This window comes from Photobacterium sp. J15 (genome assembly GCF_963870815.1).
Classification (GTDB): Bacteria; Pseudomonadota; Gammaproteobacteria; order Enterobacterales; family Vibrionaceae; genus Photobacterium; species Photobacterium marinum.
The window spans coordinates 1636743-1662025 of the sequence record NZ_CAWMUI010000001.1; the positions used below are offsets into that span (position 1 = coordinate 1636743).

The 25283-nt window shown below is 44.6% G+C and carries 23 protein-coding genes and 1 tRNA gene; 12 read left to right on the plus strand and 12 right to left on the minus strand.

The features are described 5' to 3' along the window. Nucleotides 1-38: 38 nt before the first annotated feature. Together AACQ93_RS07595 and AACQ93_RS07600 are read right to left on the minus strand one after the other, a co-directional pair. Nucleotides 39-485, minus strand: coding sequence for a DUF4174 domain-containing protein (locus AACQ93_RS07595; RefSeq protein ID WP_064603515.1), 447 nt, complete (start codon nucleotides 483-485; stop codon nucleotides 39-41). 262 nt (nucleotides 486-747) lie between these two features. Then, nucleotides 748-1671 carry a LysR family transcriptional regulator gene (locus tag AACQ93_RS07600; RefSeq protein WP_007461308.1) on the minus strand — a complete coding sequence of 308 codons (924 nt, stop codon included), beginning with the start codon at nucleotides 1669-1671 and terminating at the stop codon, nucleotides 748-750. Nucleotides 1672-1869: 198 nt separating this feature from the next. Between AACQ93_RS07600 and AACQ93_RS07605 the strand changes: the two genes are divergently transcribed. The 4 genes from AACQ93_RS07605 (at nucleotide 1870) to AACQ93_RS07620 (ending at nucleotide 6546) form a co-directional block, all read left to right on the plus strand. Continuing rightward, nucleotides 1870-3063: a glycine C-acetyltransferase gene (locus tag AACQ93_RS07605; protein ID WP_007461310.1), complete on the plus strand. Its 1194-nt coding sequence runs from the start codon at nucleotides 1870-1872 to the stop codon at nucleotides 3061-3063. Nucleotides 3064-3180: 117 nt separating this feature from the next. Next, nucleotides 3181-4212 carry an L-threonine 3-dehydrogenase gene (gene tdh / locus AACQ93_RS07610; protein WP_007461312.1) on the plus strand — a complete coding sequence of 344 codons (1032 nt, stop codon included), beginning with the start codon at nucleotides 3181-3183 and terminating at the stop codon, nucleotides 4210-4212. Between the two features lie 222 nt (nucleotides 4213-4434). Next, nucleotides 4435-6030: an ABC-F family ATPase gene (locus tag AACQ93_RS07615; RefSeq protein WP_064603518.1), complete on the plus strand. Its 1596-nt coding sequence runs from the start codon at nucleotides 4435-4437 to the stop codon at nucleotides 6028-6030. 63 nt (nucleotides 6031-6093) lie between these two features. After that, entirely contained in the window at nucleotides 6094-6546 is a 453-nt protein-coding gene (locus tag AACQ93_RS07620; protein WP_007461316.1) for a YaiI/YqxD family protein, read from the plus strand. A 13-nt stretch (nucleotides 6547-6559) separates the two neighbouring features. Here the strand turns inward: AACQ93_RS07620 and AACQ93_RS07625 are convergent, their stop codons facing one another. From AACQ93_RS07625 to AACQ93_RS07635, 3 genes are all read right to left on the minus strand, one after another. After that, nucleotides 6560-7618, minus strand: a complete 1059-nt coding sequence (locus tag AACQ93_RS07625) for a ParB/Srx family N-terminal domain-containing protein (protein ID WP_064603521.1) — start codon at nucleotides 7616-7618, stop codon at nucleotides 6560-6562. A gap of 156 nt (nucleotides 7619-7774) precedes the next feature. Beyond that, nucleotides 7775-8449 (minus strand): DUF3334 family protein, encoded by a 675-nt coding sequence (locus tag AACQ93_RS07630; RefSeq protein ID WP_064603525.1) that lies wholly within the window; start codon nucleotides 8447-8449, stop codon nucleotides 7775-7777. A 216-nt stretch (nucleotides 8450-8665) separates the two neighbouring features. Continuing rightward, a complete protein-coding gene (locus AACQ93_RS07635) occupies nucleotides 8666-9025 on the minus strand; it encodes a glutathione S-transferase N-terminal domain-containing protein (protein WP_064603528.1) in 360 nt (119 codons plus the stop codon). Between the two features lie 196 nt (nucleotides 9026-9221). Here AACQ93_RS07635 and AACQ93_RS07640 point away from each other — a divergent pair, with 196 nt between their 5' ends. From AACQ93_RS07640 to AACQ93_RS07650, 3 genes are all read left to right on the plus strand, one after another. Next, nucleotides 9222-10196 carry a response regulator gene (locus AACQ93_RS07640; RefSeq protein WP_084419041.1) on the plus strand — a complete coding sequence of 325 codons (975 nt, stop codon included), beginning with the start codon at nucleotides 9222-9224 and terminating at the stop codon, nucleotides 10194-10196. Continuing rightward, nucleotides 10193-11191, plus strand: a complete 999-nt coding sequence (locus tag AACQ93_RS07645; RefSeq protein ID WP_064603531.1) for a GGDEF domain-containing protein — start codon at nucleotides 10193-10195, stop codon at nucleotides 11189-11191. Before AACQ93_RS07640 ends, AACQ93_RS07645 begins: the two co-directional genes overlap by 4 nt. A gap of 126 nt (nucleotides 11192-11317) precedes the next feature. Further along, the gene (locus tag AACQ93_RS07650) at nucleotides 11318-11665 is read left to right on the plus strand and encodes a DUF3802 family protein (protein ID WP_064603534.1); all 348 of its coding nucleotides are present in this window, start codon (nucleotides 11318-11320) and stop codon (nucleotides 11663-11665) included. Nucleotides 11666-11888: 223 nt separating this feature from the next. Here the strand turns inward: AACQ93_RS07650 and AACQ93_RS07655 are convergent, their stop codons facing one another. Then, nucleotides 11889-13373, minus strand: a complete 1485-nt coding sequence (locus tag AACQ93_RS07655; protein ID WP_064603536.1) for an alanine/glycine:cation symporter family protein — start codon at nucleotides 13371-13373, stop codon at nucleotides 11889-11891. A 1019-nt stretch (nucleotides 13374-14392) separates the two neighbouring features. Then, a tRNA-Pro gene (locus AACQ93_RS07660) sits at nucleotides 14393-14469 on the minus strand. An 884-nt stretch (nucleotides 14470-15353) separates the two neighbouring features. Between AACQ93_RS07660 and AACQ93_RS07665 the strand changes: the two genes are divergently transcribed. The 3 genes from AACQ93_RS07665 to AACQ93_RS07675 all read left to right on the plus strand — a co-directional run bounded on the left by AACQ93_RS07665 (nucleotide 15354) and on the right by AACQ93_RS07675 (nucleotide 17934). Further along, nucleotides 15354-15656, plus strand: coding sequence for a hypothetical protein (locus AACQ93_RS07665; protein ID WP_064603539.1), 303 nt, complete (start codon nucleotides 15354-15356; stop codon nucleotides 15654-15656). Between the two features lie 581 nt (nucleotides 15657-16237). Then, the gene (locus AACQ93_RS07670) at nucleotides 16238-17095 is read left to right on the plus strand and encodes an ABC transporter ATP-binding protein (protein WP_064603542.1); all 858 of its coding nucleotides are present in this window, start codon (nucleotides 16238-16240) and stop codon (nucleotides 17093-17095) included. Then, entirely contained in the window at nucleotides 17092-17934 is an 843-nt protein-coding gene (locus AACQ93_RS07675) for a hypothetical protein (protein WP_064603544.1), read from the plus strand. Before AACQ93_RS07670 ends, AACQ93_RS07675 begins: the two co-directional genes overlap by 4 nt. Before the next feature lie 58 nt (nucleotides 17935-17992). Here the strand turns inward: AACQ93_RS07675 and AACQ93_RS07680 are convergent, their stop codons facing one another. The 4 genes from AACQ93_RS07680 to AACQ93_RS07695 all read right to left on the minus strand — a co-directional run bounded on the left by AACQ93_RS07680 (nucleotide 17993) and on the right by AACQ93_RS07695 (nucleotide 23650). Next, on the minus strand, nucleotides 17993-18196 hold the full coding sequence (locus AACQ93_RS07680; protein WP_007461334.1) for a helix-turn-helix domain-containing protein: 204 nt from the start codon (nucleotides 18194-18196) through the stop codon (nucleotides 17993-17995). Between the two features lie 102 nt (nucleotides 18197-18298). After that, nucleotides 18299-21133 carry an Hsp70 family protein gene (locus AACQ93_RS07685; RefSeq protein ID WP_064603548.1) on the minus strand — a complete coding sequence of 945 codons (2835 nt, stop codon included), beginning with the start codon at nucleotides 21131-21133 and terminating at the stop codon, nucleotides 18299-18301. Between the two features lie 55 nt (nucleotides 21134-21188). Continuing rightward, nucleotides 21189-23024 carry an Hsp70 family protein gene (locus AACQ93_RS07690; RefSeq protein WP_007461337.1) on the minus strand — a complete coding sequence of 612 codons (1836 nt, stop codon included), beginning with the start codon at nucleotides 23022-23024 and terminating at the stop codon, nucleotides 21189-21191. Next, entirely contained in the window at nucleotides 23024-23650 is a 627-nt protein-coding gene (locus AACQ93_RS07695) for a DUF2760 domain-containing protein (protein ID WP_064606582.1), read from the minus strand. The genes AACQ93_RS07690 and AACQ93_RS07695 overlap by 1 nt, the downstream gene beginning before the upstream one ends. Before the next feature lie 546 nt (nucleotides 23651-24196). Here AACQ93_RS07695 and AACQ93_RS07700 point away from each other — a divergent pair. Next, on the plus strand, nucleotides 24197-24553 hold the full coding sequence (locus tag AACQ93_RS07700; RefSeq protein ID WP_036798175.1) for a YajD family HNH nuclease: 357 nt from the start codon (nucleotides 24197-24199) through the stop codon (nucleotides 24551-24553). A 154-nt stretch (nucleotides 24554-24707) separates the two neighbouring features. Here AACQ93_RS07700 and AACQ93_RS07705 read toward each other — a convergent pair whose 3' ends face one another. Next, on the minus strand, nucleotides 24708-25001 hold the full coding sequence (locus AACQ93_RS07705) for a winged helix-turn-helix domain-containing protein (protein WP_036798177.1): 294 nt from the start codon (nucleotides 24999-25001) through the stop codon (nucleotides 24708-24710). Nucleotides 25002-25134: 133 nt separating this feature from the next. Here AACQ93_RS07705 and AACQ93_RS07710 point away from each other — a divergent pair, with 133 nt between their 5' ends. Next, complete coding sequence (locus AACQ93_RS07710; RefSeq protein ID WP_007461346.1) at nucleotides 25135-25272, plus strand: periplasmic nitrate reductase, NapE protein; 138 nt, start codon at nucleotides 25135-25137, stop codon at nucleotides 25270-25272. The last annotated feature ends 11 nt before the right edge of the window (nucleotides 25273-25283 follow it).

Sequence of the window (25283 nt, forward strand, 5' to 3'; positions counted from 1 at the left end):
TGGTGAAAAATTAGACGGAGTAGACACCTGGGCGTAGATCAGGCTGAACAGCGACTTGGGCGAGAGGTCATTTCCACTTTTCGTAAAGGCATTTTATCGATGAGTTCTGTAATGAAAATCCAGTTAGTAGTCTCTCCCCAGCGGTGTTTTTCCAGGCCATCTTTGCCGATCAAAATAGTGGTGTGATCGTTGCCTTTGATTTTGTATTTTTTCCTCAGATGTCGGATATCTTCTGGGCTAAACAGGTTAGCCGGTTTATTGAAGCCGTCTTTAGTGATTACCAGAGTTCTGATGTCCCGTTCTTGCAGCAGGCAATCATTCATCAGAGTTTGCATCATGAAAGCTTTTACGTGTTCATCTTTCTCTGGGGCAAAAAACACGATGCTGCGATGATTCCAGTGGATGGAGTCCATCGGGTAGGAGAAGGTTGTGGTGCTGAAAATAAGACTAAGAATTGAGTATAAACAACAACGTAATACTTTCATTGCTGTCCTCCTGAAATGAGTCCTTCATACCCGGTGGACGATAGCTTTGAGATAACTACATTTGTAAAAGAGAGCGCTTTGCAAATCCACAGGGTCTTATTGGTAAAAAACGGCGAACATAGCGATTAGGATCAATCAGCTTTTGTTTATATGTCGCCGTTGATACCAACTGAGTCTGTAAGAATCAGTATAGTCTATTGCGTATTTGCCAAATCAGGATGATTTTGTGCTGTAGTGAGAGCTGGTCTCAGTTAAGCGACAATCAGTGTGCAGTGTACTGATATAGGTGCTCAGAGACATAGTCTATGAATGCCCGCAAACGGGCCGGCATGAATTTTGTCTGGGCAAATTGCAGCGCAATATCACCCTGATAGTTGCCTTTCAGAGTCCAGTCAGTAAGTACTTGCTTAACCTTGCCTTCCTTCAGAGCATTTTTAATGACGAAATCAGGAAAAATTCCAATCCCGAGACCATCCGTTACCCCTTTTAGGCGCATTTGGGAGTGGTTTACTGCGTAGCGTCCTTTCACTGGGATGCTGTGGAACTCATCATCTTTTACAAAATCCCAGATATGGTCTGTGGCTGTTTCACCAAGGTAAATACAGTCATGGTTAAGCAATTCAGTAGGGTGTTCAGGTATACCGCGACGTTCAAGGTAATCAGGGCTGGCGCAGAGGGAAAGACTGACTTTACCCATCTGTTTAAGCACCAGCCCTTCAGAAGGTTTTTCTGTTAGACGGAATACTACGTCAATGCCTTCTGAAATCAGGTCGATTTCACCGTCTCGCGCTTTTAGCTTCAGTTCGATATCAGGGTATTTGGTCAGAAAAGGAGTGACCATCGGCTGTAATATGATGCTAAGAAATGCTTTTGGCGCGGCAACTGTTAGCGTACCTGAAGGAGTGGTGTGCTCCGAGCTGGTGTACTCAACAGCTTGCTTGGCGGCTTCCAGTATGGTGCTGCACTGCTCGTAAATGCCTTTTCCTGACTCGGTTATTACCAGCTTACGGGTGGTTCGTTCGAGTAGTTTGGCAGATAGCTCGCGTTCGAGGTGGGAAATCTGTTTGCTCAGCGCAGAAGGAGTGACTCCGAGCTTTCTGGCTGCACCGGTGAAGCTTCCTTCATCAACCACAATCTTAAAAACAGCCAGTTCTGGCATAAGGGCAATCAGTTTATTTGTGTCCATTTGTGTCCGTAGCTCAAGAGTCCTTTTCCCGTTGGGGGGATAATAGTCTGATTACGCTTGAATTAGAATGGACTCAGAACAAAGATCCTGAAAAATGTACATTTTTTCAGGCAAATAACCTAACCTGACTATATGGAATTAACTTTGTGAATGTGACCTTAAGTTGCATGAACATAAGTTATGCTTGAGAGGAACATCATGTCAGCTGCATTCTACGACCAAATCAATCAGCAACTTGAACAAGTTAAAGCTGAAGGTTTATACAAATCCGAACGTGTCATCACTTCCGCACAAAAAGCATCTGTTGCTATTCAATCAGGTGAAGAAGTATTAAACTTCTGTGCCAATAACTACCTGGGCCTTGCTAACCACCCTGATCTGATTCAGGCGGCAAAAGACGGCATGGACAAACATGGCTTCGGTATGGCGTCTGTCCGCTTCATTTGTGGTACGCAGGACATCCACAAGGAACTTGAGCGTAAGCTGTCAAACTTCCTTGGTATGGAAGATACCATCCTGTACACATCTTGCTTTGACGCTAATGCCGGTTTGTTTGAAACCATTCTTGGCGCAGAAGATGCCATCATCTCTGACGCTTTGAACCACGCATCAATCATTGATGGTGTTCGTTTGTGTAAAGCGAAACGCTTCCGTTACTCAAACAACAATATGCAAGAGCTTGAAGAGCAGCTAATCGCTGCTAACGAAGCTGGTGTTCGTCACAAGCTGATTGTGACTGACGGCGTGTTCTCGATGGACGGTGTGGTAGCCAACCTACCTGCTATCTGTGACCTGGCTGAGAAGTACGACGCTCTGGTAATGGTGGATGATTCTCACGCTGTTGGTTTCATGGGCGCGCATGGTCGCGGTACACATGAGTACCACAATGTGATGGATCGCGTAGACATCATCACTGGTACGCTGGGTAAAGCGATGGGTGGTGCTTCAGGTGGTTATACTGCTGGTAAAAAAGAAGTGATTGACTGGTTGCGTCAGCGTTCACGTCCATACCTGTTCTCTAATTCAGTAGCCCCGGGCATTGTCTCTGCATCACTGCGTGTACTTGACCTGCTTGAAGCTAGTGATTCACTGCGTGATCAGCTATGGGACAATGCGACTCACTTCCGCAGCCGTATGACAGAGGCTGGCTTCACATTAGCTGGTGCTGATCATGCCATCATTCCAATTATGCTGGGTGATGCGAAGGTAGCAGCGGAATTTGCAGAGCGTTCGTTGGCGAAAGGTATCTACGTCATTGGCTTCTCTTTCCCTGTAGTGCCGAAAGGACAGGCCCGTATCCGTACTCAGATGTCAGCTGCACATACCCGCGAGCAGTTGGACAAGGCAATTGATGCCTTCATCGAAGTCGGTAAAGACATGGGCATCATTTAAGCGACAACGCTTGAATGAACATTCTTAAGACAGGGACGGGAAGAATGTACACCAATCAAAAGAGTTGTAGCTCGTTCCTGATATCTTCAATGCAATACAGTTGTTGAGATAAAAGCCATGAAAATTAAAGCTCTATCTAAACTAAAGCCTGAAGAAGGCATTTGGATGACAGAAGTGGATAAGCCAGAGCTGGGTCATAACGATCTGCTTATCCGAATCAAGAAAACGGCAATCTGCGGTACTGATGTTCACATCTATAACTGGGATGAGTGGTCTCAGAAAACCATTCCGGTTCCAATGGTTGTCGGCCACGAATACGTAGGTGAAGTGGTCGGCATCGGTCAGGAAGTCCGTGGCTTCAAGGTTGGTGACCGTGTTTCTGGTGAAGGTCATATCACTTGCGGTCACTGCCGTAACTGTCGCGGCGGTCGTACACATCTTTGCCGCAACACGATCGGTGTTGGTGTAAACCGTGAAGGTGCATTTGCAGAATATCTGGTTATTCCTGCTTTCAACGCATTCAAAATCCCTGAAGGCATTTCTGATGATTTGGCTTCAATTTTTGACCCGTTCGGTAACGCTGTACACACAGCATTGTCTTTCGACCTTGTTGGTGAAGACGTACTGATCACTGGTGCTGGCCCAATCGGTATCATGGCAGCAGCTGTTGCTAAGCACGTAGGTGCTCGTCACGTTGTTATCACTGATGTGAACGACTACCGTTTGGATCTTGCCCGTGAAATGGGCGTAACCCGTGCTGTGAACGTTGCTAACGAGAAGCTGGAAGATGTAATGGCTGAACTGGGCATGACAGAAGGCTTCGATGTGGGTCTTGAAATGTCCGGTAACCCATCTGCATTCAACAGCATGCTTACCAGTATGAACCACGGCGGTAAGATTGCCTTGCTGGGTATTCCACCGTCAGATATGGGTATCGACTGGAATCAGGTTATCTTCAAAGGTTTGATCATCAAAGGTATTTACGGCCGTGAGATGTTTGAAACCTGGTACAAGATGGCAAGCCTGATCCAATCTGGTCTGAACCTGAACCCAATCATCACTCACCACTATAAGATTGATGATTTCCAGAAAGGCTTTGATGTAATGCGTTCTGGTATGTCAGGTAAGGTTATTCTGGACTGGGAATAATCCAACCTTCATAGGTAACTGAATGAAAAGCGAGCTCATCAGCTCGCTTTTTTTATGCTTTTGAATATTATCTACGAGATTTGTTAAATGAACAGCTGGTGAGTGATGTGGCTCACGTAATCTGATATACTCACCGCCTATTTATAGAAAAGTTAAAGAAAAGTCGCCGATGCTGGCGACTTTTTTCATGCCTGACAGACTAATCACGATTGGAACAGTACATTGATTTCAACAGCTAACATTACAATGCAGTTCGGCGATAAGCCGCTGTTTGAGAATATTTCCGTTAAGTTTGGTGAAGGTAACCGTTACGGCCTAATTGGGGCGAACGGTTGCGGTAAGTCAACCTTCATGAAAATCCTGGGTGGCGAACTAGAGCAATCCGCGGGTACTGTTTCAAAAGATCCTAACGAGCGTATGGCTAAGTTGGGTCAGGATCAGTTTGCATTCGAAGAATACACAGTTGTTGATACTGTGATCATGGGTCACAAAGAGCTTTGGGAAGTCAAAGCAGAGCGTGACCGCATTTACTCTATGGCAGAAATGTCAGAAGAAGATGGTATGCGCGTTGCCGACCTGGAAGTTCAGTTCGCTGAAATGGACGGTTACTCTGCTGAAGCTCGTGCTGGTGAACTGCTGCTTGGTCTTGGTATTCCTGAGGAGCTGCACTTTGGCCTGATGAGTGCTGTTGCGCCTGGCCTGAAAGTTCGAGTGCTACTGGCTCAGGTTCTTTTTGCTGACCCAGATATCATGCTGCTTGACGAACCGACGAACAACCTGGATATTCACACCATCTCATGGCTGGAACGCGTTCTTCTTGAGCGTAACTGCACCATGATAATCATCTCGCACGACCGTCATTTCCTGAACAGTGTTTGTACGCACATGGCTGATCTGGATTACGGTGATCTGCGCCTGTTCCCTGGTAACTACGATGAGTACATGGTTGCAGCTACACAAGCTCGTGAGCGCCTTCTGGCTGACAACGCTAAGAAGAAAGCTCAGATTGCTGAACTGAATACTTTCGTTAGCCGTTTCTCTGCAAACGCATCGAAAGCGAAGCAGGCGACTTCTCGCCTGAAGCAGATCGACAAGATCCAGCTGGAAGAAGTGAAAGCATCAAGCCGTCAGAACCCGTTCATCCGTTTTGAGCAGGAAAAAGAACTGTTCCGTAACGCGCTGGAAGTGGAAGGTCTGAAGCAGGGCTATGGTAACAATATCCTGATCAACGGTGTAAACCTGCTGGTGGAAGTGGGTGAACGTATCGCGATTATCGGTGAGAATGGTATCGGTAAGTCTACCTTCCTGAATACTCTGGCCGGTGCGATGGAACCGATGGACGGTATGATCAAGTGGTCTGAAAACAACAACATCGGTTTCTATGCTCAGGATCACAGTGATGATTTTGATACGGACATGAACCTGATGGAGTGGATGAGCCAGTGGAAGAACGAAGGTGAGGACGATCAGGTTGTCCGCGGTATTCTTGGACGTATGCTGTTCTCGCAGAATGACATCAAGAAGTCTGTACGCGTAATTTCTGGTGGTGAGCAGGGGCGTATGCTGTTTGGTAAGCTGATTATGCAAAAACCAAACATCCTGCTTATGGACGAACCAACTAACCACATGGATATGGAATCCATCGAGTCGCTGAACCTTGCTCTAGAAAACTACAAAGGCACACTGATGTTTGTTTCTCATGACCGTCAGTTTGTATCATCGATTGCAACGCGTATTATCGAAATTACCAAGGATGGCGTGGAAGATTTCCACGGCACTTACGATGAATACCTTGCGAAGAAAGGCCTTGAAGGTTAATTTTCGCCAATTGACTATGAGAAAGCCGCCTATGGGCGGCTTTCGTTTATCAGAGAGAGAATTATGAAAATTTGGGTTGATGCTGATGCTTGCCCGAATGTCATCAAAGACATTCTGTTTCGTGCCGCAGACCGAGTAGGAGTACCAGTTACTCTTGTTGCTAACCAGTTTATTCGTGTTCCGCCGTCACCTCATATTAAATCGGTGCAGGTTGAATCCGGCTTCGATGTTGCTGATAACTATATCGTTCAGATGGTTGAACCTCGAGATTTAGTGATTACTGCGGACATTCCATTGGCTGATGAGGTGATCACCAAAGAGGGGCATGCACTTAACCCAAGAGGGGAGATGTATACCAAAGATACCATTAAGCAGCGTTTGCAAATGCGTGACTTTATGGAAACGATGCGTAGCAGTGGTATTCAGACAGGAGGGCCTGCGCCGTTGAGCCAAGCCGATCGTCAGAACTTTGCCAACAAGCTGGACAGCTTTCTGGCGAAGAACTTTCGTAAGTAAGCGCAAGTTTTAACTACTCTGACTTTTCGTCTTTGTTGTTCGGCTCAGCTTCTTTGCTCTTTTTCTTCTTTTCTTTCTCTGCGGCTTCTTGTTCTAGTAGCCGCTTAGGCGTTGATTTCTCTTTCTTGGCCATTCGATAAGCCATCGCGTAATTGAAATCAGACTTTTTATCAGTGATTAGCTTTTCAAGTGCCTTACTGTCAACCGTCTTGAATTTTCCCATTTCTTTGGCTGTTTTTTCAGATTTTCCAATGACTTCATCGTCAGACAAGTCCACCATTATTGTTGCAGCTTCAGTCAGGGCGGTCGCATATTCATCAGGTACATTGAGATCATACTCTGAAATCTTCATATGCTTTCTTAATGCCAATGCCCAGTTAAGCTCAAAGAAGGGAATTGTTTTCTTGTCTTTGGTTTTCGGGTGGGAATAACTAATCCCCTCAAGCAGGAAAATCAGCGAAAGGTAGCGGTCATGTTTGAGCTGTTTTTGCCCTATATATTCGGGCAGGTCATCCGCCTTAATTTTCTGCCCCTTTGAATTACGTAACCAGACTTCACGATCATTATTCATCTCGGCCCAAAAATCTTCAGCCGAGCCTATCAGGTTATGTGTGACTTTTACCGTCACAGGCACACTGGTTCCCCCGTTTGGCATATCCCAGAAGGTTGAAAAAACATGGTGCCCTTGGGTCAGAAATAGCATTCCTTCTTCAGGGCCGACAACAACGGTATTTAGAGCGTCAGTGTGTGTGCCGGGTTTATTGCGGCACTGATAAGATTCCGGATCCGTCGGCTTTGAATCATCACTCCACTTTTTTACCCCTTTTCCGCCATTGGCTATGCAAAGGTCGTTATACATCTGTTTAAGGTTTTCGCTATAACGGGCAAGGTTGGCATATTCACGGTCATAACTCAGTACGGCCTGGGTCGGTAACAACTGATCGAGCGTGACAGTAATAACATCACCGCTTTTCAAGTCTGCATAAGTTGTTTTGGCTGCAGATGCATAGGGGGTAAAAAAGCAAAACGTAAAACCGGAGACGGCAAAAAAGATGTCACGCAGACTTAGCATAAATCAGACCCTGTTGCGTCAAAGACGCTTCAAAGTCTAGCAAAGCACTGAGAGGGAGAGTGTAAAAGAAGTAATAACTAACCTGATCTATAGCGATACTGGCGAGGTCTCTGAGAATACAGACCAGGTTAGAGGAATTAGTTGGTAGTTTTGATATTAAATGCCAAGTTCGTCAAGCAGATCCAAGTCAACATCTACAGTGTCATTTTGTGTCTTCTTAGACTGAGCCTTCTTCGCACTCTCAATGATTTCATCAGGATCTACTTCGTCCATCTGCTCAAATTCTTCAAGCTGAATAAACTCAGTTTTATCCATTGCCAGTTCAAGGTAGAAGATGTTGTTGTTTTCTGTTGTGAAGCTCACACGGCGCGCCTGAGGACGATCCAGGTTAGTATCAACAGAAAGCAGAACCTGCTTGTTTAGCGCCAGCATTTTAGGCTGGTTCTGAGTGATGGAAATACGAAGCTCGCGACGGATCTTACCGGTAAAGTCACCAACTACCTGGTTCATCAGTTCACCCAGAACATCAGCTACTTCATCCGCAGTGTGATGAATCGCAAGGTCATCCTGAGACATGCCCATTTTTAGCATGTAGTTCTGGTACAGTTCTAGTGCAGCCTGTTGGGAGAAGTTGGTAACAACCAGGCCGGTAAAACCGCCGTCAAAAAGAACAAAGCAGCCAATATCTGGCTTCAGGCTGGTTTTATTGATTTTCTGAACCATAGCTGAGTAACCAACTTGGCTATCCGTTGCTGTGGTTAATACGTTACCGATTGACTGACAAAGCTTTAGCAGAATGTCGTCAGTAGTGATGGTTTTCGTTTTCTTCATTGAATGCTCGGGTGTCTGTATTGCAATTAACGCAGTGTGTCATTAAATAAGCGAAAATGCCATTAAATGCACAATCATTCAGAAAGCTAATTGATGTGGCTCACTGTTTATGAATAGCTATTAAAGTTAATAGCGTCCTGAAAACTGATTTACTAAAATCTGACATTTTTATGCAGGCAATAAAGTCAGAAATTCGTCACTAAACAGGCGCGATTTTTAGCTGAAGCGTTGCTCCAGATAGCGGATGATATCGTCAGATTCATACATCCATTCAATGTCACCATTCTTATTTTCTATGCGTAGACATGGCACTTTCCGCTTGCCGCCGCCATTGATCAGCTCTTGTTCCCACTGCGATTGTTTTGCATCCCTTGTTTTCAGCGGAAGATTAAGACGCTTTGCAGCTCGGCGAACTTTGACACAGAAGGGGCAGGCATCAAATTGGTAAAGCTGAAGTTGACGCATGGCTTCGTCTATCTTGTTCTGCTCTTCATCGTTACGTTTCAGTGACTTTGGTGAAAATGCACTGTTGAGCAGCAGAATAATTCGCCCGAGAACCCATCGAATAACTTTCATTGAAGACTTGTCCTTATCGTTATCATTTGGATATGAGATTGTATTACAGCTGCTGAAAATTAATAACCACAAAGTAAAAGAGGAGAAGGGCGATCCAGCTCACTTATTCAATAAATATCATAGTTATTGCATATAAATTTAGGCTGGATTGATTATTATAAAGCCGTGATAAATTCACTTAAGGAATATAACTGTCGTGGTGGAAATACAGAGCATATTGGTATGTGATGATTCACCAATTGTGCATCGGGCTGTATCCGGAGTTTTATCTGGGCAGGAAGGCGTCATGCTTTTTTTTGCTGAAAATGGCAAAGAAGCGCTGTCGTGCCTGCAACGTCATGACATTGATATTATGTTTCTGGACTTAAGTATGCCAGTCATGGACGGTTTTGAGGTTCTGAAATCTTTGCCTGTGAGCAAGCATGATACGAGGGTAGTTGTACTGTCGGCTGATGTCCAAAAGCAGGCAATGGAGCGTTGTATTGAGCTTGGTGCCTCGCATTTTTTTCCAAAACCTTTCAGACCCGAACAGTTGGCATCCTTCCTGCGAAATGTTGGTGTTAAGCTTTTTCTTCCTGAAACACAATCACAGCTTTTGGATCATGATGATTCTTTCCTCGCTTTTAAAGATATTGCCAATATTGCTTTAGGGCGGGGTGCTGCAATTATTTCGGATCACTTTGGTGAGTTTATTAAGATGCCATTGCCAAATGTAGCACGGTTGACATCCGGTGAATTGGCCATGGCTATCCATGATATTCGAATGCGGAATAAATCAGTAGCGGTTGTACAGCGTTTTGTCGGCGGCAGGATTCACGGCGAAGCATTAGTATGTCTGCGCGGTAAGGATATTGCGGCATTTGGTAGGAAGATGGGCTTTAGCCAGATGGATGAGCATAAGAATGAGATTGTCATTGATATCGCCAATCTCATGGTGTCATCTTTTCTCGTTTCACTATCTGAACAGATAAAAGTAAGGTTTTCAGTACGTCAGCCAATAGTGCTTGAAGATTACATGACACTGGATAATAACGAGAGTGTGAACCACCAGTTTTTCACAGTTGAATACACTTATCAGGCTGAATCCATGGATCTGGAATGTGATGTACTTATGATGATGGATAACAGCTCGACGCAAGTGATTAAGAAAATGATGGGGGCATTACATTGAATCAGTTAACGCTTGCGGATTTTCATCTCACGATGCAGGTCATGGACAACATTGATGCCGGTGTTGTGATTATCGATAAGAATTATACCGTTTATGCCTGGAATGCATTTATGGAGGCATACAGTGGTATCGGCTCGGATCAGGTTCTTCGGAAGAACTTATTTGAGGTTGTGGAAGATCTGCCGGTTGAATGGCTTAAGAATAAAATAGCGTCGACACTTAAGCTCAGGATGCGTTCTTTCAGCTGCTGGGAGGACAGACCCCGGATTTTTAACTTTTCAAATTTCAGTCCGGTTACCGGTGGCTCATCGTTTATGTACCAGAATATGACGCTGACACCATTGAAGTCCCTTGATGGTGAGATATCCCATATCTGCCTGACAATCACAGATGTATCGGACATAGCCCGAAATAAAACCCATCTGCGTGAATCTAATGCGCAGCTGACTCACCTGAGTATGACTGATCGCCTAACACAGCTATACAACCGTGGACACTGGGAAGTTTGTCTTGCCGAGGAATTTGAACGTTGTCAGCAAACCGGTTTACCGTCGACTCTGATCATGTTGGATATCGATCATTTTAAAAGAGTGAATGATACCTTCGGACATATCATTGGTGATGCTGTCATTCGCACTGTGTCGAGTTTACTGCGAGGAAGCAAACGCCAGAACGATATAGCTGGGAGATATGGCGGAGAAGAGTTTGGGGTGATTTTACCGGGCACAACGGCTGAGCATGGGCTTTACTTTACAGAAAGGTTACGCAACAGGGTAGAAGAAGCCACGGTTTCTGTGGATGTCAGGAATATCAGGGTCACAATTAGCCTTGGTGTTTGTGAGTGGGCTCCATGGATGAAAAACTACGAACAGTGGTTGTCACTTTCTGATTCTGCGTTGTACAGCTCCAAAAAAAATGGTCGTAATCAAACCACTATTTATTTGCGTGAGGAATGTAAGAATGAGAATTCGTTTTTGAAAACTGTCAATATTTAACAGCAACTTGCATGTGACAGTTTTTTTATCATTTTGATCAAGAGCAAGAACATCGATTTAGAGTATTGTAATTCCGCTCATTCTTCTTAGAATTGAGACAAATTATTACTAACCCAAAGAATTTTTATGGTTGTTGAGTCTGAAGGCTATCATGCGTTGATAGAATATTTCACTGAGCATCTGTCTCTGTTTGAGAATGCGAGCACAGATGGCGGTAGTGAAACAGTCGAAGATGTTGTTACGGATATGATAGCAACCAATCTGATGGCTGTTTTTTCACAGAATCCTGATCTGGATGCAGATTTTCGCTTTAAGTTGATGCAGGAAGCTGATGCTGTCGTTGAAGATTTGTCTGAAGTTCTGGCCGGAGCATGGCAACGTTGCCCGACAAATGAGCAGATTGCGTTCCTTGAAGATTATATTGGGCTGGTTAAGAACTTGTTTGACAGTGCAATTAGTGGCCAGAGCGTTTGATCGCCTGACGACAGATTGATTCGAGTATGACTAAAGGCAGCCTACAGGCTGCTTTTTTGATGCGTAAACATAAGGCCATATAACCTGTCGAATGATAATGCTCAGGCCTTTAGAGAGCTTGTTAGGTTCGCGAGAATAGTGGTTTCTTTGTAACCGATGTAAAAACACCCCGCGTTGTAGCGGGGTGTTTTTTTATCGTCAGAGTCTTAGTGAGTCAGCACTGTTATTTGCTGATCGCCACAGGATCTGTACCTTCCGGATGCCATGCACCGTCCAGCTCGTCCAGTTCTGGGAACTTAGAACGGTCAAACTCAGGTGTTTTACCGGCTTTAAGCTGAGTTTCATAGTCTTTGATAACTTTGATTGCCAGCTTCGACAGCATCACAAGAGCTACGATGTTAACCAGAGCCATCAGACCCATTGATGCGTCTGCAAGGTTCCATACAACAGGCAGAGAAGCTACAGAGCCAAACATAACCATTGCCAGAACAATCAGACGGAAAACAAACAGGCCTTTCTTGGTGTTGCCATTCAGGAACATGATGTTCGTTTCAGCGTAAGTGTAGTTTGCGATAATGGATGAGAAGCAGAACAACAGGATAGCCGCAGCCATGAAGTAAGTTGTCCAGCCACCCAGCTCACTAGTCAGAGCCTGTTGTAGCAGTCCAATACCGGAAGCCGCGTCAGGCTGATCCATTACGCCTGAAAGCATAATCATTGCGGCTGATGCTGTACAGATAACCAAAGTATCAGCAAAAACGCCCAGCATCTGAACAAAGCCCTGTGAAGCAGGGTGGTTAGGGTTTGGCGTTGCACTTGCTGCTACGTTAGCGGCAGAACCCATACCGGCTTCGTTCGAGAACAGACCACGAGCAATACCACTTTGCATCGCCTGCGAGATTGTGTAAGCAACACCACCGGCAGCAGCTTCCTGCCAGCCGAAAGCACTCTTAACAATCAGAGCGATTGCTGCAGGCAGTTCAGAAATGTTCATTACTACGATAACAAGGGCAATTGCCAGGTAGCCAACAGCCATTACAGGAACGATACGCGCAGAAGCTGATGCTACCTTACGCAGGCCACCCATGATGAAAAATGCTGAGGTGGCTACAATCAGCACACCCATGAAGGTTTCATCAATACCGAAAGAGTGGTTCAGTGCGTCAGTAATGGTATTTGCTTGAACAGCATTGAATACCAGGCCGAATGCAATGATCAGGCACACAGAGAATAGTGTCCCCATCCAGCGCATACCTAGGCCTTTTTCCATATAGTAAGCCGGCCCACCACGGTACTGGCCATCAACATCTTTGGTTTTATAGATCTGAGCCAGCGTAGATTCAATGAAAGCAGTCGACATACCGAAGACAGCAATAACCCACATCCAGAAGATAGCGCCAGGGCCACCAACACTTAGTGCAACCGCAACACCGGCCATATTACCTGTGCCGACACGGGCTGCCATAGAGGTACAGAATACCTGATAAGAACTGATACCGCTGTCTACATCTGTACCACTTTTAAGCACAGTTACAGCGTGTTTGAATTGGCGGATTTGAATGAAGCCGAGACGTAAAGTGAAGTAAACACCTACTGCAACGAGCAGGTAAACAAGCAGTTGGCCCCAAAGCAAACCATTAACGGCGCCGATGGCAGACATAAGTCCGTCATTCAGCGATGTTAGCCAAGTTTCGTTTGATACACTCATACAATTTTCCTGTAAATGAAGCTCAGCCAGTTCACTCTTAATTAAGAGAACCTGACTGAGAGAACCGGAACGTCCGTTTATGTGACAGTTCGTAAGATGATTCTTGTATTGTTATTTTTGAAAGAATGAATGAACCGCTATCAGATACTGGTTGCATTCACATTTGTGAAACATAGAATCAGATGCTTCGTCTATCTAAGGCGTTGAAAGTTAGCACGAAATCCCAATAACCCAGCGTGATCAAGATCACATTAACGCTATGGAATTTCTGCAATAAATGTAATGAGTATATTGTCCTGTAAAATTATCCCTTTTATATCAGCGTGTTAGTGTATCGTCCGCTGTTGGATTTACTTAACATCGCGAACACCGTTCACTTAATAAAAATCAGTGATTTAACCTAGTTTTTACGTAAATTAACAAAAATTAAACTGGTGAATTGGTGTTTTTTATTCACATGGAATTATCATGTGATTGTTATTTGAACACTTTCTCACTTGGTGAGAACCCGAAGTGGTGCTGATTTACTACATTAGTAATATGTTTTGTGAATAGTCAAAGGTATCGAAATAAAGTTATTCACAATAGCTTCGTCATTCTAGGTTGGGGAATGGTGGCGAAACTTTTAGGGACCTTGTTATAAAATGCTTCAATATGCTTACAGAGCTAAAATAATCTAATGTCTATACACATATGCCCACAAATACAGATTTAAACATTTTCTTCTGACACGAAAAAAACACCAAACTGCCTACAACTAGCGCTAGTAAGAAACAACATAATTAAAAACGTCTGTATCTTATTTGACTTAATGCTGTCTCAATTAATCTCATGTGTTATGAAACAGAATGTTGGAACCTGTGTGAATGTTGGCGTTAAATGTGAGATGCGGTTTGATACGACTAAATGCACTATCTGAATGTGGTGTGTTTTGTTTCTTTTGTACAAAAGGGTGAAGAAGCGGGTGGGGTATGTTAAGTAGAGGTGGTATACAGGTTATGTCTAAAAAAAAGGCCTTATGGTCGGACATACTGGATTCGAACCAGCGACCCCTACTCCCCCAGAGTAGTGCGCTACCAGACTGCGCTAATGTCCGCCATAAGGCCTGTTGTAACTAAGTTGTTGACATGAAAAGGTTAACAGCAATATTGAACAGAGGCAAAATCAAAGTTTTAACTGCGAGGCATGTATCACAAAAGGTCTCAGGGCTTTATAAATCATCATCGCAATGAATGTTGAAAGAGTGGCATGCATCTTAGTAGATGGCTGTACTGCTCGGACACAAAGAGAGGAAATGAGTCTTTTCTTGATCATAAAATTAATCAAATCTGATTTTTTGTGTGAATTATATGGCCGATTTAATTATTTATTGGATAGTAAAAATAGTTTCTATTAGTGATGAAGCTGATGTTTGTCTCAGGGAGTACTGATTTCACAGGTAAGGGAATGTAAGCGAGAGTGGTGCATGAAAGCTTTAGAGGTTAATTTAACAAATTAGTAAAGCTTTGCCCGTGTGGCATATTGAGAACGATGTCCTGAAATTAATGGAAGCATGGCTAAAAAGTGTGAATTTTTGCTATGTTGGGTGTTGCCAATCTGTTTCATTTGAACCAAAATATTTTATAACAAGTCTGAATAGTGTCTTAACGAACACAATTTTGCTTGTGTAATTGATGAAATTCACTAAATATGAGTTCACAAGATAGTCGTCTAGAGGTATTATCGGCGCGTTAGACAGTCTGGTGGCATGGTGGCCACAATATTCCATTATAATTAGAGTGTGAGCAGAAATCATTTCAGTCTAATGTTAATTGACAGACCGTCATCAGCTTCGAGTTCTTATTGAGGCTGTCTTTATTTCAAAGCTGAACGTAATGCTTCAAATGCGTGGCTATTGCCTCAAGGTCATTTAATAAAATCATTAAACCTTTTATTACCTTGGCAATAACACGCTGATTTATGATTCTAGAGGTATATTTCATGGATACTTTTGCTGCGGCAGAAAAAGCTCTGACTGCAATGTTGAAAAATGTTGATGCAACTACTGGTACGATTAAAGAAGAACGTGCTGATTACCGTAAAATGCTAATTGATTTCGCTGATGAAGTTCCAGGCCGTCAAAAGGCTGTTATCAAGCGTATTCCATTACAGAAAATCAATGACTTGATTGCTGTTCTTTATGAATTTAAAGAAGAAGCACGCCAGGTTCGTATGACTGAAATTCTGGCTATGATGGAAAAAGATGGTGTTCACCCAGAAGATCTGGTTGATAACGAAGAGTAATTGCATAACTAATATAGTTGTTATTACGCCTGATGCATAAATTTCATGTTACGTCAGGTGGGGGCTGTGTTTCTTTTTAGACACTGACTTCTAAGCTTCATTCGAGAGAACTTCCTATTTTATATGTTGCTCTAAGGGCAATAGGGCTTATATTTCTTTTATATTTGAGCTGACGCAACGTAAACTGACCAGATAGTATTCATAACAGAACATCATCTAAGGTTCTGAAGTTGTATATGCCTGATGTATATCTATTTGAAGATAGCTTACAGGCAGAAGGACTTTAATCGTGGATTTGTGCTGTTTTCGTCATTCTTTGGTTATAACCAATCACTGAGTTTAATCGCTGCAGTGAGCTTTGGTGTGTTGATAGAGGTATAATCCTTCAATATTTTTCCTTCCGATTTGGTCATCCTTTGATTAGCCAATCTCTATGAAATTTCAGCATAAGGCGCTGATCATGATCAGCCCTTATTAATTCTTCTTCTCTTTGTTACTATCCCTTTAGCGTGATAACCAGATGATTTCGTTCTGAAGACATCAGCTTGGTATCAGATATATTAAGAATAGAGAAACAACTTGTGGAATTATTGATAAAAGCCGATCGACTCGGTAAGACTCATCGACATGATGAAGTGTTGTCGAGTGTCAGTTTTGAGTTAAGTACAGGACAGGTACTGGGTTTGCTGGGACATAATGGCGCTGGTAAATCGACTTTAATAAAGTCTATTCTTGGCGCACAGCGTTTCGATGGTGAGTTATCTGTATTTGGTTTTCATCCTGATAAAGATCGCGTAAAGATCATGAGAGATCTGGCATGTATTTCTGATGTTGCAGTTTTGCCGGGTTGGATGAAGGTTGAGCAGTTAATTAAATACATGTCAGGTGTTCACCCTTCATTTGATCGACAAAAAGCGTATCAATTGCTTGAAGAAACAGATATCCGTCCTGGGAAATGTGTTCATCAGCTGTCAAAAGGGATGAAGATGCAGCTACACCTAGCGTTGGTGATGGCTACTGATGTACGAGTATTGATCCTTGATGAGCCAACACTCGGGCTGGATTTAATGTATCGCGAGAAGTTTTACCAGAGTTTAATGTCTTGGTTCAGAAAAGGAGAGCGGGCTCTTATCATTGCAAGTCATGAGGTTGCTGAAATTGAACATATGCTTACCGATATTCTGGTATTGAAAAAGGGAAAAGCGGTATTACAAGGCAGCATTGCGGAATTAAAAAATCGCTTTTCAACTTTATGTACTACATCAGATAACTTGAATGAAGCTATGGCGTTGAAACCTGTGTATCACAGAGCGCAAAATAAAGATCATATTCTGTTGTTCAAAGATGTAAGTGAAGAACAACTCCACCCCTTAGGGCAGATTGTCAACACAGGGTTGTCAGATATTTTTATTGCAAAGCAGTTGGAGGTTGGAGAATGAATACTTTGCTTACATTGCTTGAAAAAGAGCTGACAGAGCATCGTATAGTGCTTCGGTTGCCGTTGATTATTGCATTATTTGCAGTCTTTAATTTTGTGCTGGTGGTTAGCAGTGACAATTTCAGCTTTTCTTTTCATTCGTCCGGATTAGGTGATTTTGGTTTTGATTCTGTCTCAACGGTATTTGCCGGGATGATAGGAAAGCTTAATGAGATGATCTCAGGATTAATCTTTCTTGTTCTTTTTATGGTGTATGTGCCGAAGACATTACGTAAGGAGCGTCAGGAAGGTAGCCTGATGTTCTGGCGTTCTATGCCGGTTTCAGATTACATGGCGATTGGAGCTAAATTGATTTTTGCTCTGGTAGTTATTCCTTTGATTACGTCGTTATTACTATTAGTTTCTGATGTTATTGTCTGGGTGTTGACGCATTGGCTGTTGACAGAACAGGTGAGTGCGAGTTTTTCAATTACTCTACCGGCAATGGTGTGGCACTGGAGCAGTTTTGTCGGGCGTCTCGCTGTTATCAGCCTTTCTTTGTTACCGATTGCCTGCGTGTTACTTGTGCTGTCTCAGTTGACAAATCATCCGCTGATCACTGCGATAGTTGCGGTACTGGCTGTTAAGCTGACTACTTATATCGTTTTTGGCAGTTCGGTAATCGGAGATTTTATTACTGGTGTTTACTCGTTGCCGTTAATGATTCTGAAAAGTGATTCACCGTTGGTTGCGTATCTAAGTTTAGGCTGGCTTGCTCAGGCTGGGCTTATCTTTATGAGTGGCGGTATGTTTTATATGTGTTGCAGACTGAGAGCTGCCGGTGATTTTCTTCATGAGTAACCTGTAAAAACGGAGAGCATTTGCTCTCCGTTTTGTTATTTGTGAGTGCTGTATTGAATTAAGCAGCAACGACAGTTTTAAGGTATTCAACTTCGTTTTTGTACTTTCGTACGTTACGAGAGAGAGTACCTTTTGGTACCTCAAAACGCTTCTCAGCTTCATAGCTGGATAAGCCCTCAAAGACCACTGCCTCAACAGCAACGCGCTGTTTTTCGGATTTGAAAATACGCTGAGCGATTATCTGATATTGGGAACGGTTCATGCTAATACTCACTAAACACATAAAAATCCCTGCAAGAATATCGGCGCAAGGAATACACGAAATTTTATGCTTTGAGATTAACACCCGAACCCTAACAGAACCTTAATCGAGCAAGCGTAATCCTGAAGGTAATGCATCACCGAATACTCGCTTGGTTTCTGCTTCTGTCAGTACCTTCACTTCCGAAATCATGTTGATCCAACTTTCTGGAGCTTTGCTTTTCTTAAGCTTAGCAATGACTTCAGCACGGTTTTGTTCATCAACATCAAGCGCGCGGTCACCTGTCATACGGCACATCATCACCGCGGCAAAAGCGATATAAGGCTCTTTGCGCCAGTCAAACTCCATTAGCTCAGGTAAACAGTAAGCGATGTGCTGTGGTGTTAGCAGGTTATGCGCACTGCCATAAAACGGACTACGAGTTGCTATACGGCCGATTGCCCACCAGTGAGCCTGTGCATGCTGAGTTTTTTGTAAGCGGCCAAACAGCCACTCGATAAGCTGCAGCTTTTTATCAAACGGTAAGTTTTCCAGTGATGCGGCCAAGCGAACCATGTCCTCGTAGCTGCGCTCATTCATTTCCTTACTGAGCTTGCCGTTACGTAGGGCACTTGGGTTAATGTACTTGGCTATATCTTTAAAGATCACCAATTGCTGTTCCTGAGACAGTCCGCCAGCTACCCGGCGCCAGAGGTTCCACCAGTCGCTCCAGGTTTGAGTGTTGCTGTCGAACTGAACACTATGCTGATACAGTGCCCATAACTGATCCATGCGCCATTCGTCAGACGGATACCCGAATCCCGGACGCATCGTAAACCCTGTAAGCTTCAGCCAGTTTCTTTCGTGAATGTCAGAGCGGCGGCGGCGCTTTTTACTGTCGAGCAGGGCATTGGCCAGTTCACGCAGGCTTGGTGTCTCCCAGTTATCGCGTTTACCCAGCATTTTTTCCAGGTCGTTACGCAGCGTTTTAATCGCTTTATTATCGACGTTTTTGGTACTGCCACCATAGACTTGTTTGATAGCACTGATGGCATCGTCGATACGGGCAGGCAATGCGGACTCAGCCAGAGTTGAACCTTCATGGCCTCGCTGGAGTTTTGCCAGATCTTTTCGAATGGCAAACTCTACTTTCCAGCGTTTGCTTTCATCGTTCACATTGACGCATTCGATCTGAAGGGTTCCGACTTCGGTCAATTGGCAGGCGAGGGTGACTTCTTCACGATCTTTCTGGTTGGCAGCCAGTTCAGCACGGTCCCGTTCGCTGTCTAATGTTGCGATAAATGGCGGTAAAGACACAAAACTTTCGTTATCGATGTCAAATAACTTGCCTGCCTGGATGTATTCATCATCTGTTGATGAAACAAGGTTGAAACGAACTGGCTCGCCAAGGGTTAGGGCAAACTTACGATCTTTAAATCTGATCTCTGTACCTTCATCAATCCCTTTAGGCAGTATACAAATACCTTGTTTGGCTTTTTTCTTACCTTCCAGGACAAGGAAGAAAGAGCGGGCTGAACCACCACCAATTTTTAGCTGAGCACCGTGGCGAGCTTTCGCATAGGCTACTGCACCGTAGGCGACAGAGAGGTCCGGATGCGGGTTTTTTAATTCTGTGACGGTGTCACCTCGCCAGTGCGAGAAAGTATCCAGCACACGGTTTGATAGAATCGGGCTGTTGAATACACCGCCGTTAAGCAGTACCGCCGCAGGAATGGCTGGTTGGTCGTCACCAATGCTAATGTCATTGGCTGTTAATGCTTCACGACATACCTTGTCATGCAAATCAATGAACTGAGCAAGGTGTTTACTGATAGCTGGATCCGCAGCATAGGGCAGGCCGAATTCAACAACTGCTGCCTGGCGCTGGCCCGGCTGATCTTTATATTCTGTTTTCGGGAAAAAACCGTCCAAGGCGATGCTGTGAACTTCTTCTCGGGTCAGCTCAATACTTTTTGAACCGCCAATCAGTTTAGAGCCGCTGCCTAGTAAGGTGACTTTGGCTGTCTCCGGCGCGTTACCGGACAGCAGCTGTTCTTTTACCTTCCGGGTTTGCTGGATCAGTTTGGACAAACCCGCTGCACTGAGTTTTTTAGAACCGCTATGCAGGCGCTGTTCTGCTTTATGTGCCAGGGCAAGATCCAGGTTATCACCACCAAGCATCAGGTGATCGCCGACACCGATGCGATCCAGCGTGAGCTTGTCATCTTCTGTCCCGACTTTGATCAGGCTTAAATCTGTTGTACCACCGCCAACATCGCACACCATCAGCAGAGGGATGTCTTTAAGCAGTTCTTCGGCTTCCGCTTTATTCTGGGCATACCAGTCGTAGCAAACGGCCTGAGGCTCTTCAAGCAGCAAGATATTTGGTAAGCCAGCCATAGCGGCAGCTTCTAGAGTTAAGGCTCGAGCTGATTCGTCGAATGAGGCAGGAACTGTGATAACCACTTCCTGGTGTTTCAGCTTTGCATTCGGATGATGGTAATCCCATGCCTGACGAACGTGGTAGAGGTAACTGGCACTAGCGATAACTGGCGAGACTTTGGCTACATTGCTATTTGAAGACCATGGCAAGATAGGCTCACTGCGGTCTACACCGGTGTGAGACAGCCAGCTTTTGGCACTGACAACCTGGCGGCCTTCAACTTTAGCGCCGAGTTCACGAGCGAACTCACCAATAATCGCATTATCGATATCACCCGGAACCGGTTCGACATCCCAAGGTAGTACTAATTCAGAAGGATTGATTTCACCTTCAGTCGGATGATAACGGAATGAAGGCAATAGCGGTTTTCTTGCCACTTCGCCCGGTGCGATTAGCTGATCGATTTCAAAGATTTCAATAGGGCTTGATTCGAGATCGTCGGTAATTGGTGTGAATGCGACAACAGTGTGCGTTGTACCTAGATCGATACCGACAAGATAACGAGGGGAAGACATCTGTTACTCCAAAAAAATTACGGCGCATCGTGGATGCGCCGTAATGAGGTAGGGGTTATTTTTCGCGAACGTCGAACTCAACCTGCCATTTTTCGCCGCCATCTGTAGGAATAGCTTCAAGGCAAAGCGTTCCTAGTTCAGTCACGCGGGACGCAAGGCGAACCGGGACAACTTCACCGGCAGTGCGGCCTTCAGAAACAGGCAGAGTTACCTGAATCGCCGGTAGTTCTTCCAGCTCTTCTGGCTGCCACCAGTCGAGGTGAGTACCAGCAGGGTCATCACGACGAACTGTTGAGCCGAAGAACTTGAATTGAACCGGCTGACCGATAATCAGGCCGAACTCACGGCTTGGTACGTCGGCGTGTGTGCCTTCTTCCATACCGAATGGTGCCACACACAGGGCTTCCAGAGGCGGTTCCATACCTGGAATCGCAGGCATAGAGCTTTCGATACCTACGTAGTAGCTGCTTGCGATACCACCACGGATACGAACGCCTTTACCTTTACGAACTGAGCCGTAATATGACGCACCGCTCGCGACTGCAAGATCCAGGTCAACGCCTGTTAGTCGCTTAGCTTCAGGGCTACCGGCTGTAGTCAGCCAGCTGTTGATGATAGACAGCAGACGCTCAGAGAGCAGCTGAGACTTCAGTACACCACCGTTAAACAGAATCGCTGTCGGGCGGATGAAACCGTCATGAACTTGCTCGTACTTTTCAAACAGCTCGTCAACAGCAGAAGACTGGCGGCTCAGGAAGCCGGCAACATGACGGGACACTGCTGCGTCCTGAGCATAAGGCAGACCCATTTGAGTCAGAGCGCCGCGCTGCATTTCAACCGGATGCTCTTCAACGCTGTTGCGAGGGAAGAAACCTTCAACCAGAGTTTGCTGCACTTCTTCCTGAGTCAATTCCGTTTGCAGAGTTCCGCCCAGCAGCTTAGAGCCACGGCTAGGTACTACGATTGGCACAGCCTGAAGCTCAGAGTCGCTCAGCAGGGCTTCTTTTGCATCACGGCAGGCATGTGTGATTGCCTGGATCTGCCATGGTTGAAGCTGCTTGCCTTCCTGCGCCAGTTTCATTTTCAGGCGGTAGGCCAGAGCCAGGTCCATGTTGTCACCACCCAGCAGGATGTGGTCACCAACCGCAACGCGGTTAAGTACCAGGTTGCCTTCTTCTTCAGTTACAGCAACCAGTGAAAGGTCGGTAGTACCACCACCGATATCAACAACCAGTACCACATCACCGACAGAAACCTGGTCACGCCAGCTTTCATCATTGTTCTTCAGCCAGCTGTATACTGCTGCCTGAGGCTCTTCCAGCAGCGTCATGTGTTTGAAGCCGACACTGCGGGCCGCTTCTGCTGTCAGGTCACGGGCTGCCGGATCAAATGATGCAGGAACAGTAATGGTTACATCCTGATCAAACAGCGGTGTTTCAGGGTGTTTGTTGTTCCAGGCTTCAGCCATGTGCTCAAGATAGTTACGGGTCGCTTCAAGTGGAGAAACCTTAGTAACCTCTTCAGGGCTGTTTAGCGGCAGAAAGGCATCACGACGGTTTACACCACCGTGGCACAACCAGCTTTTTGCACTGGCGACCAGGCGGATAGGGGTTTTGCTTCCCAGAGAGCGCGCCATGCTACCTACGATAGCATTCGGCTTAGCGTTCCATGGAAGAGCTGTGTCGCCTTCAGCAAGCTCAGATTCGTGAGCCTGGTACATGAAAGATGGCAGCTGATCTTTTTCTTCAACATTACCTGGGTTGGTAAGCTGAGCCATAGGCATAACGTTAACTGATGCGTCTTCGTCATGCAGATCAACATAGGATAATACGCAGTGTGTAGTACCCAGGTCGATACCTACACTAAAACGTTGTTCTTGTGTTTCTTGCATTACAGTTCTACCTCAGCGGCGGCAACGATGTGTGCATCGTGACCTTCTGCCAGTTTAGGCAGTTTAACTTCAGTCACTTTCCAGCCGCGGTGGACAAGGGTTCCGGTGAAAGGAGCTTCGCCAATCACATTACCTGTCAGGCGCACCTCAGAGGCATTGAAACCTTGTGGCAGGGTAATGCGAGTTTCTTCTTCTTCGGTACGAACCGGCGCGAAGCTAAAGTATTCGTTTAGTACTTTTTGGCCGCCTTCGTGGATAACACGTGCAGCAGCACCGATTTCAGCATCAGCAAAACCTTTCAGGTCTTCTTGCATGAAATCAATAAAGCGGGCTTCTTGCTGAAGTAATGAAAGCAGCTGAAGCGCAGCGTCTGGCGTTGCGGTTTTCAGCTTTGGTTCTACTTCAACAATTTTTTCTACAATCTTTTCAACTTCTACGATCTTCTCTACTGGTTTTTCAACCTCGACGATTTTCTCTACTTCGACTTCTTTTTCGACAACCTTTTCAACTTCTACCGGTTTGCCTTTTTTAGCGATGTACAAAACTAGTAGTACCAATACCAGTCCGCCTAACCAGGCATGACCCATATCAATAGTTGTCGGCACTGCCGAAAGATCCACAGTCATATTAGAAAAATCAAAAGCCATATCCGTCTTCTCTTTACAGTGAAAAACTCATTCACTATGAACAATTTGGGCTGAATACTAACATACTCATGCTGCAATACATCTAAGGCGGGGGGCTTTTTTGCCTTAAATCAGCTAAGAATTGGTGCCTTAGATTAATTTGCAACCAATCAAGGGTTTGACATAACTCTGTCATTGTAGTCCAGCCACTGTGATATTCTATTGCGTCCATAAAGTATTTTATGAAAACTTTGATTGCTTCCTTCCATTTTTTGTCTGTTTTTCACGACCTTGTCACTCTTTGTTCATGTTTTTACCCCTTTGACTGAAACAAAATGACTAAATTTTGTTTCAAAATTTCTAAAGGATATTTCTATCAATTAAGCACAATGTGTGATTGATCAGGTTATTGGTGTTGGTTTTGGGTAGACTGACAGCTCAAAAATACAAGCTATGAAAGCTTGAGCCCCCACTGCATTGTTTTACTGGAAGAGAGCAATGGATTGGTGGAATATACTTAGCAATGAAGAGATATCAGGCAAGACTATGTCATCAGATTACTACGGCACCAGTGCCGCTTATGCTCGCAAAGAACAGGGTTACCGAGAGAAGGCTCTTAAACTGTTTCCATGGGTTTGCGGGCGTTGTTCTCGCGAGTTTGTTTACTCAAATCTGCGTGAATTAACCGTTCATCATGTTGATCATGACCATACAAACAACCCGGAAGATGGGAGTAACTGGGAATTGCTGTGTCTTTTCTGCCATGACCATGAGCATGAAAAGTATACGGAACATGAGCAGCAGATGGGCAGTGTTGTAAAAGCCGGTGAGGACGATCACGAGCCTGCGACTTTTAATCCATTTGCCGACTTAAAGGCGATGATGGATAAGAAAAATAAATAAACCTATAGCAGTGGTTCTAAGCTTTTTTCAGGTGTGGAACCACTGTTTATGTTTTCTATTCTATTTTCTTCGATAACGTCAGGTTTGTACTTCATGGCCAGCGTAAATACTGGTTGTAAATAAAGGACTATAAAGCAGATTCCCACCAGTCTGATTATGGGTAATCCAACACAGACTTAATTTCTGTTAGGTTATCATCAATCCACTTCTTATTAATTGCTCCCCAGTCACTGATTTCATAGTGACCAGTTCTGTTTCGCTTTCCTTTTGCCTGAATGAAATTACAGACAATATCGAGATCGGCCAGACTCTTAATTGTGTCTTGGGCTGTACGCCTTGGCATACCAGTATATTCAAGAATACCGGGCACAGTTGCGATGCCATGATCGATCAGGTGGGCAATATAGAGCCTGCGATAAAAGCTTGTTTTTGTTTTGCTTATTGGCATATACGTAGTTAATCCTTCAACTATTTATCCCCTTAGGTTTTCAGAGTAACACTAAAGAGGGAGGCTATCGAGTTATCAATTTTCCAGATGCTGGCTAGATTTATAGTTAACTTGCCTGTTTTGGAGTCGGCAAATGGATAGTGAAAATCAGCGTAAAGCTGAGCTCAAAGCGTTTCTTTTTATCACTATAATTCTTTTCCCGATCCTCGCTGTTGCCGTCGTTGGCGGTTATGGTTTTCTGGTGTGGTTTCTACAGGTGCTTACCGGTTAATTAACCGAACT

Coding starts and splice junctions, on each gene's coding strand:
- AACQ93_RS07595 (WP_064603515.1), bottom strand. CDS start 485: ATGAAAGTATTACGTTGTTGTTTATACTCAATTCTTAGTCTTATTTTC.
- AACQ93_RS07600 (WP_007461308.1), bottom strand. CDS start 1,671: ATGGACACAAATAAACTGATTGCCCTTATGCCAGAACTGGCTGTTTTT.
- AACQ93_RS07605 (WP_007461310.1), top strand. CDS start 1,870: ATGTCAGCTGCATTCTACGACCAAATCAATCAGCAACTTGAACAAGTT.
- tdh (WP_007461312.1), top strand. CDS start 3,181: ATGAAAATTAAAGCTCTATCTAAACTAAAGCCTGAAGAAGGCATTTGG.
- AACQ93_RS07620 (WP_007461316.1), top strand. CDS start 6,094: ATGAAAATTTGGGTTGATGCTGATGCTTGCCCGAATGTCATCAAAGAC.
- AACQ93_RS07625 (WP_064603521.1), bottom strand. CDS start 7,618: ATGCTAAGTCTGCGTGACATCTTTTTTGCCGTCTCCGGTTTTACGTTT.
- AACQ93_RS07630 (WP_064603525.1), bottom strand. CDS start 8,449: ATGAAGAAAACGAAAACCATCACTACTGACGACATTCTGCTAAAGCTT.
- AACQ93_RS07635 (WP_064603528.1), bottom strand. CDS start 9,025: ATGAAAGTTATTCGATGGGTTCTCGGGCGAATTATTCTGCTGCTCAAC.
- AACQ93_RS07650 (WP_064603534.1), top strand. CDS start 11,318: ATGGTTGTTGAGTCTGAAGGCTATCATGCGTTGATAGAATATTTCACT.
- AACQ93_RS07655 (WP_064603536.1), bottom strand. CDS start 13,373: ATGAGTGTATCAAACGAAACTTGGCTAACATCGCTGAATGACGGACTT.
- AACQ93_RS07665 (WP_064603539.1), top strand. CDS start 15,354: ATGGATACTTTTGCTGCGGCAGAAAAAGCTCTGACTGCAATGTTGAAA.
- AACQ93_RS07675 (WP_064603544.1), top strand. CDS start 17,092: ATGAATACTTTGCTTACATTGCTTGAAAAAGAGCTGACAGAGCATCGT.
- AACQ93_RS07680 (WP_007461334.1), bottom strand. CDS start 18,196: ATGAACCGTTCCCAATATCAGATAATCGCTCAGCGTATTTTCAAATCC.
- AACQ93_RS07685 (WP_064603548.1), bottom strand. CDS start 21,133: ATGTCTTCCCCTCGTTATCTTGTCGGTATCGATCTAGGTACAACGCAC.
- AACQ93_RS07690 (WP_007461337.1), bottom strand. CDS start 23,024: ATGCAAGAAACACAAGAACAACGTTTTAGTGTAGGTATCGACCTGGGT.
- AACQ93_RS07695 (WP_064606582.1), bottom strand. CDS start 23,650: ATGACTGTGGATCTTTCGGCAGTGCCGACAACTATTGATATGGGTCAT.
- AACQ93_RS07700 (WP_036798175.1), top strand. CDS start 24,197: ATGTCATCAGATTACTACGGCACCAGTGCCGCTTATGCTCGCAAAGAA.
- AACQ93_RS07705 (WP_036798177.1), bottom strand. CDS start 25,001: ATGCCAATAAGCAAAACAAAAACAAGCTTTTATCGCAGGCTCTATATT.
- AACQ93_RS07710 (WP_007461346.1), top strand. CDS start 25,135: ATGGATAGTGAAAATCAGCGTAAAGCTGAGCTCAAAGCGTTTCTTTTT.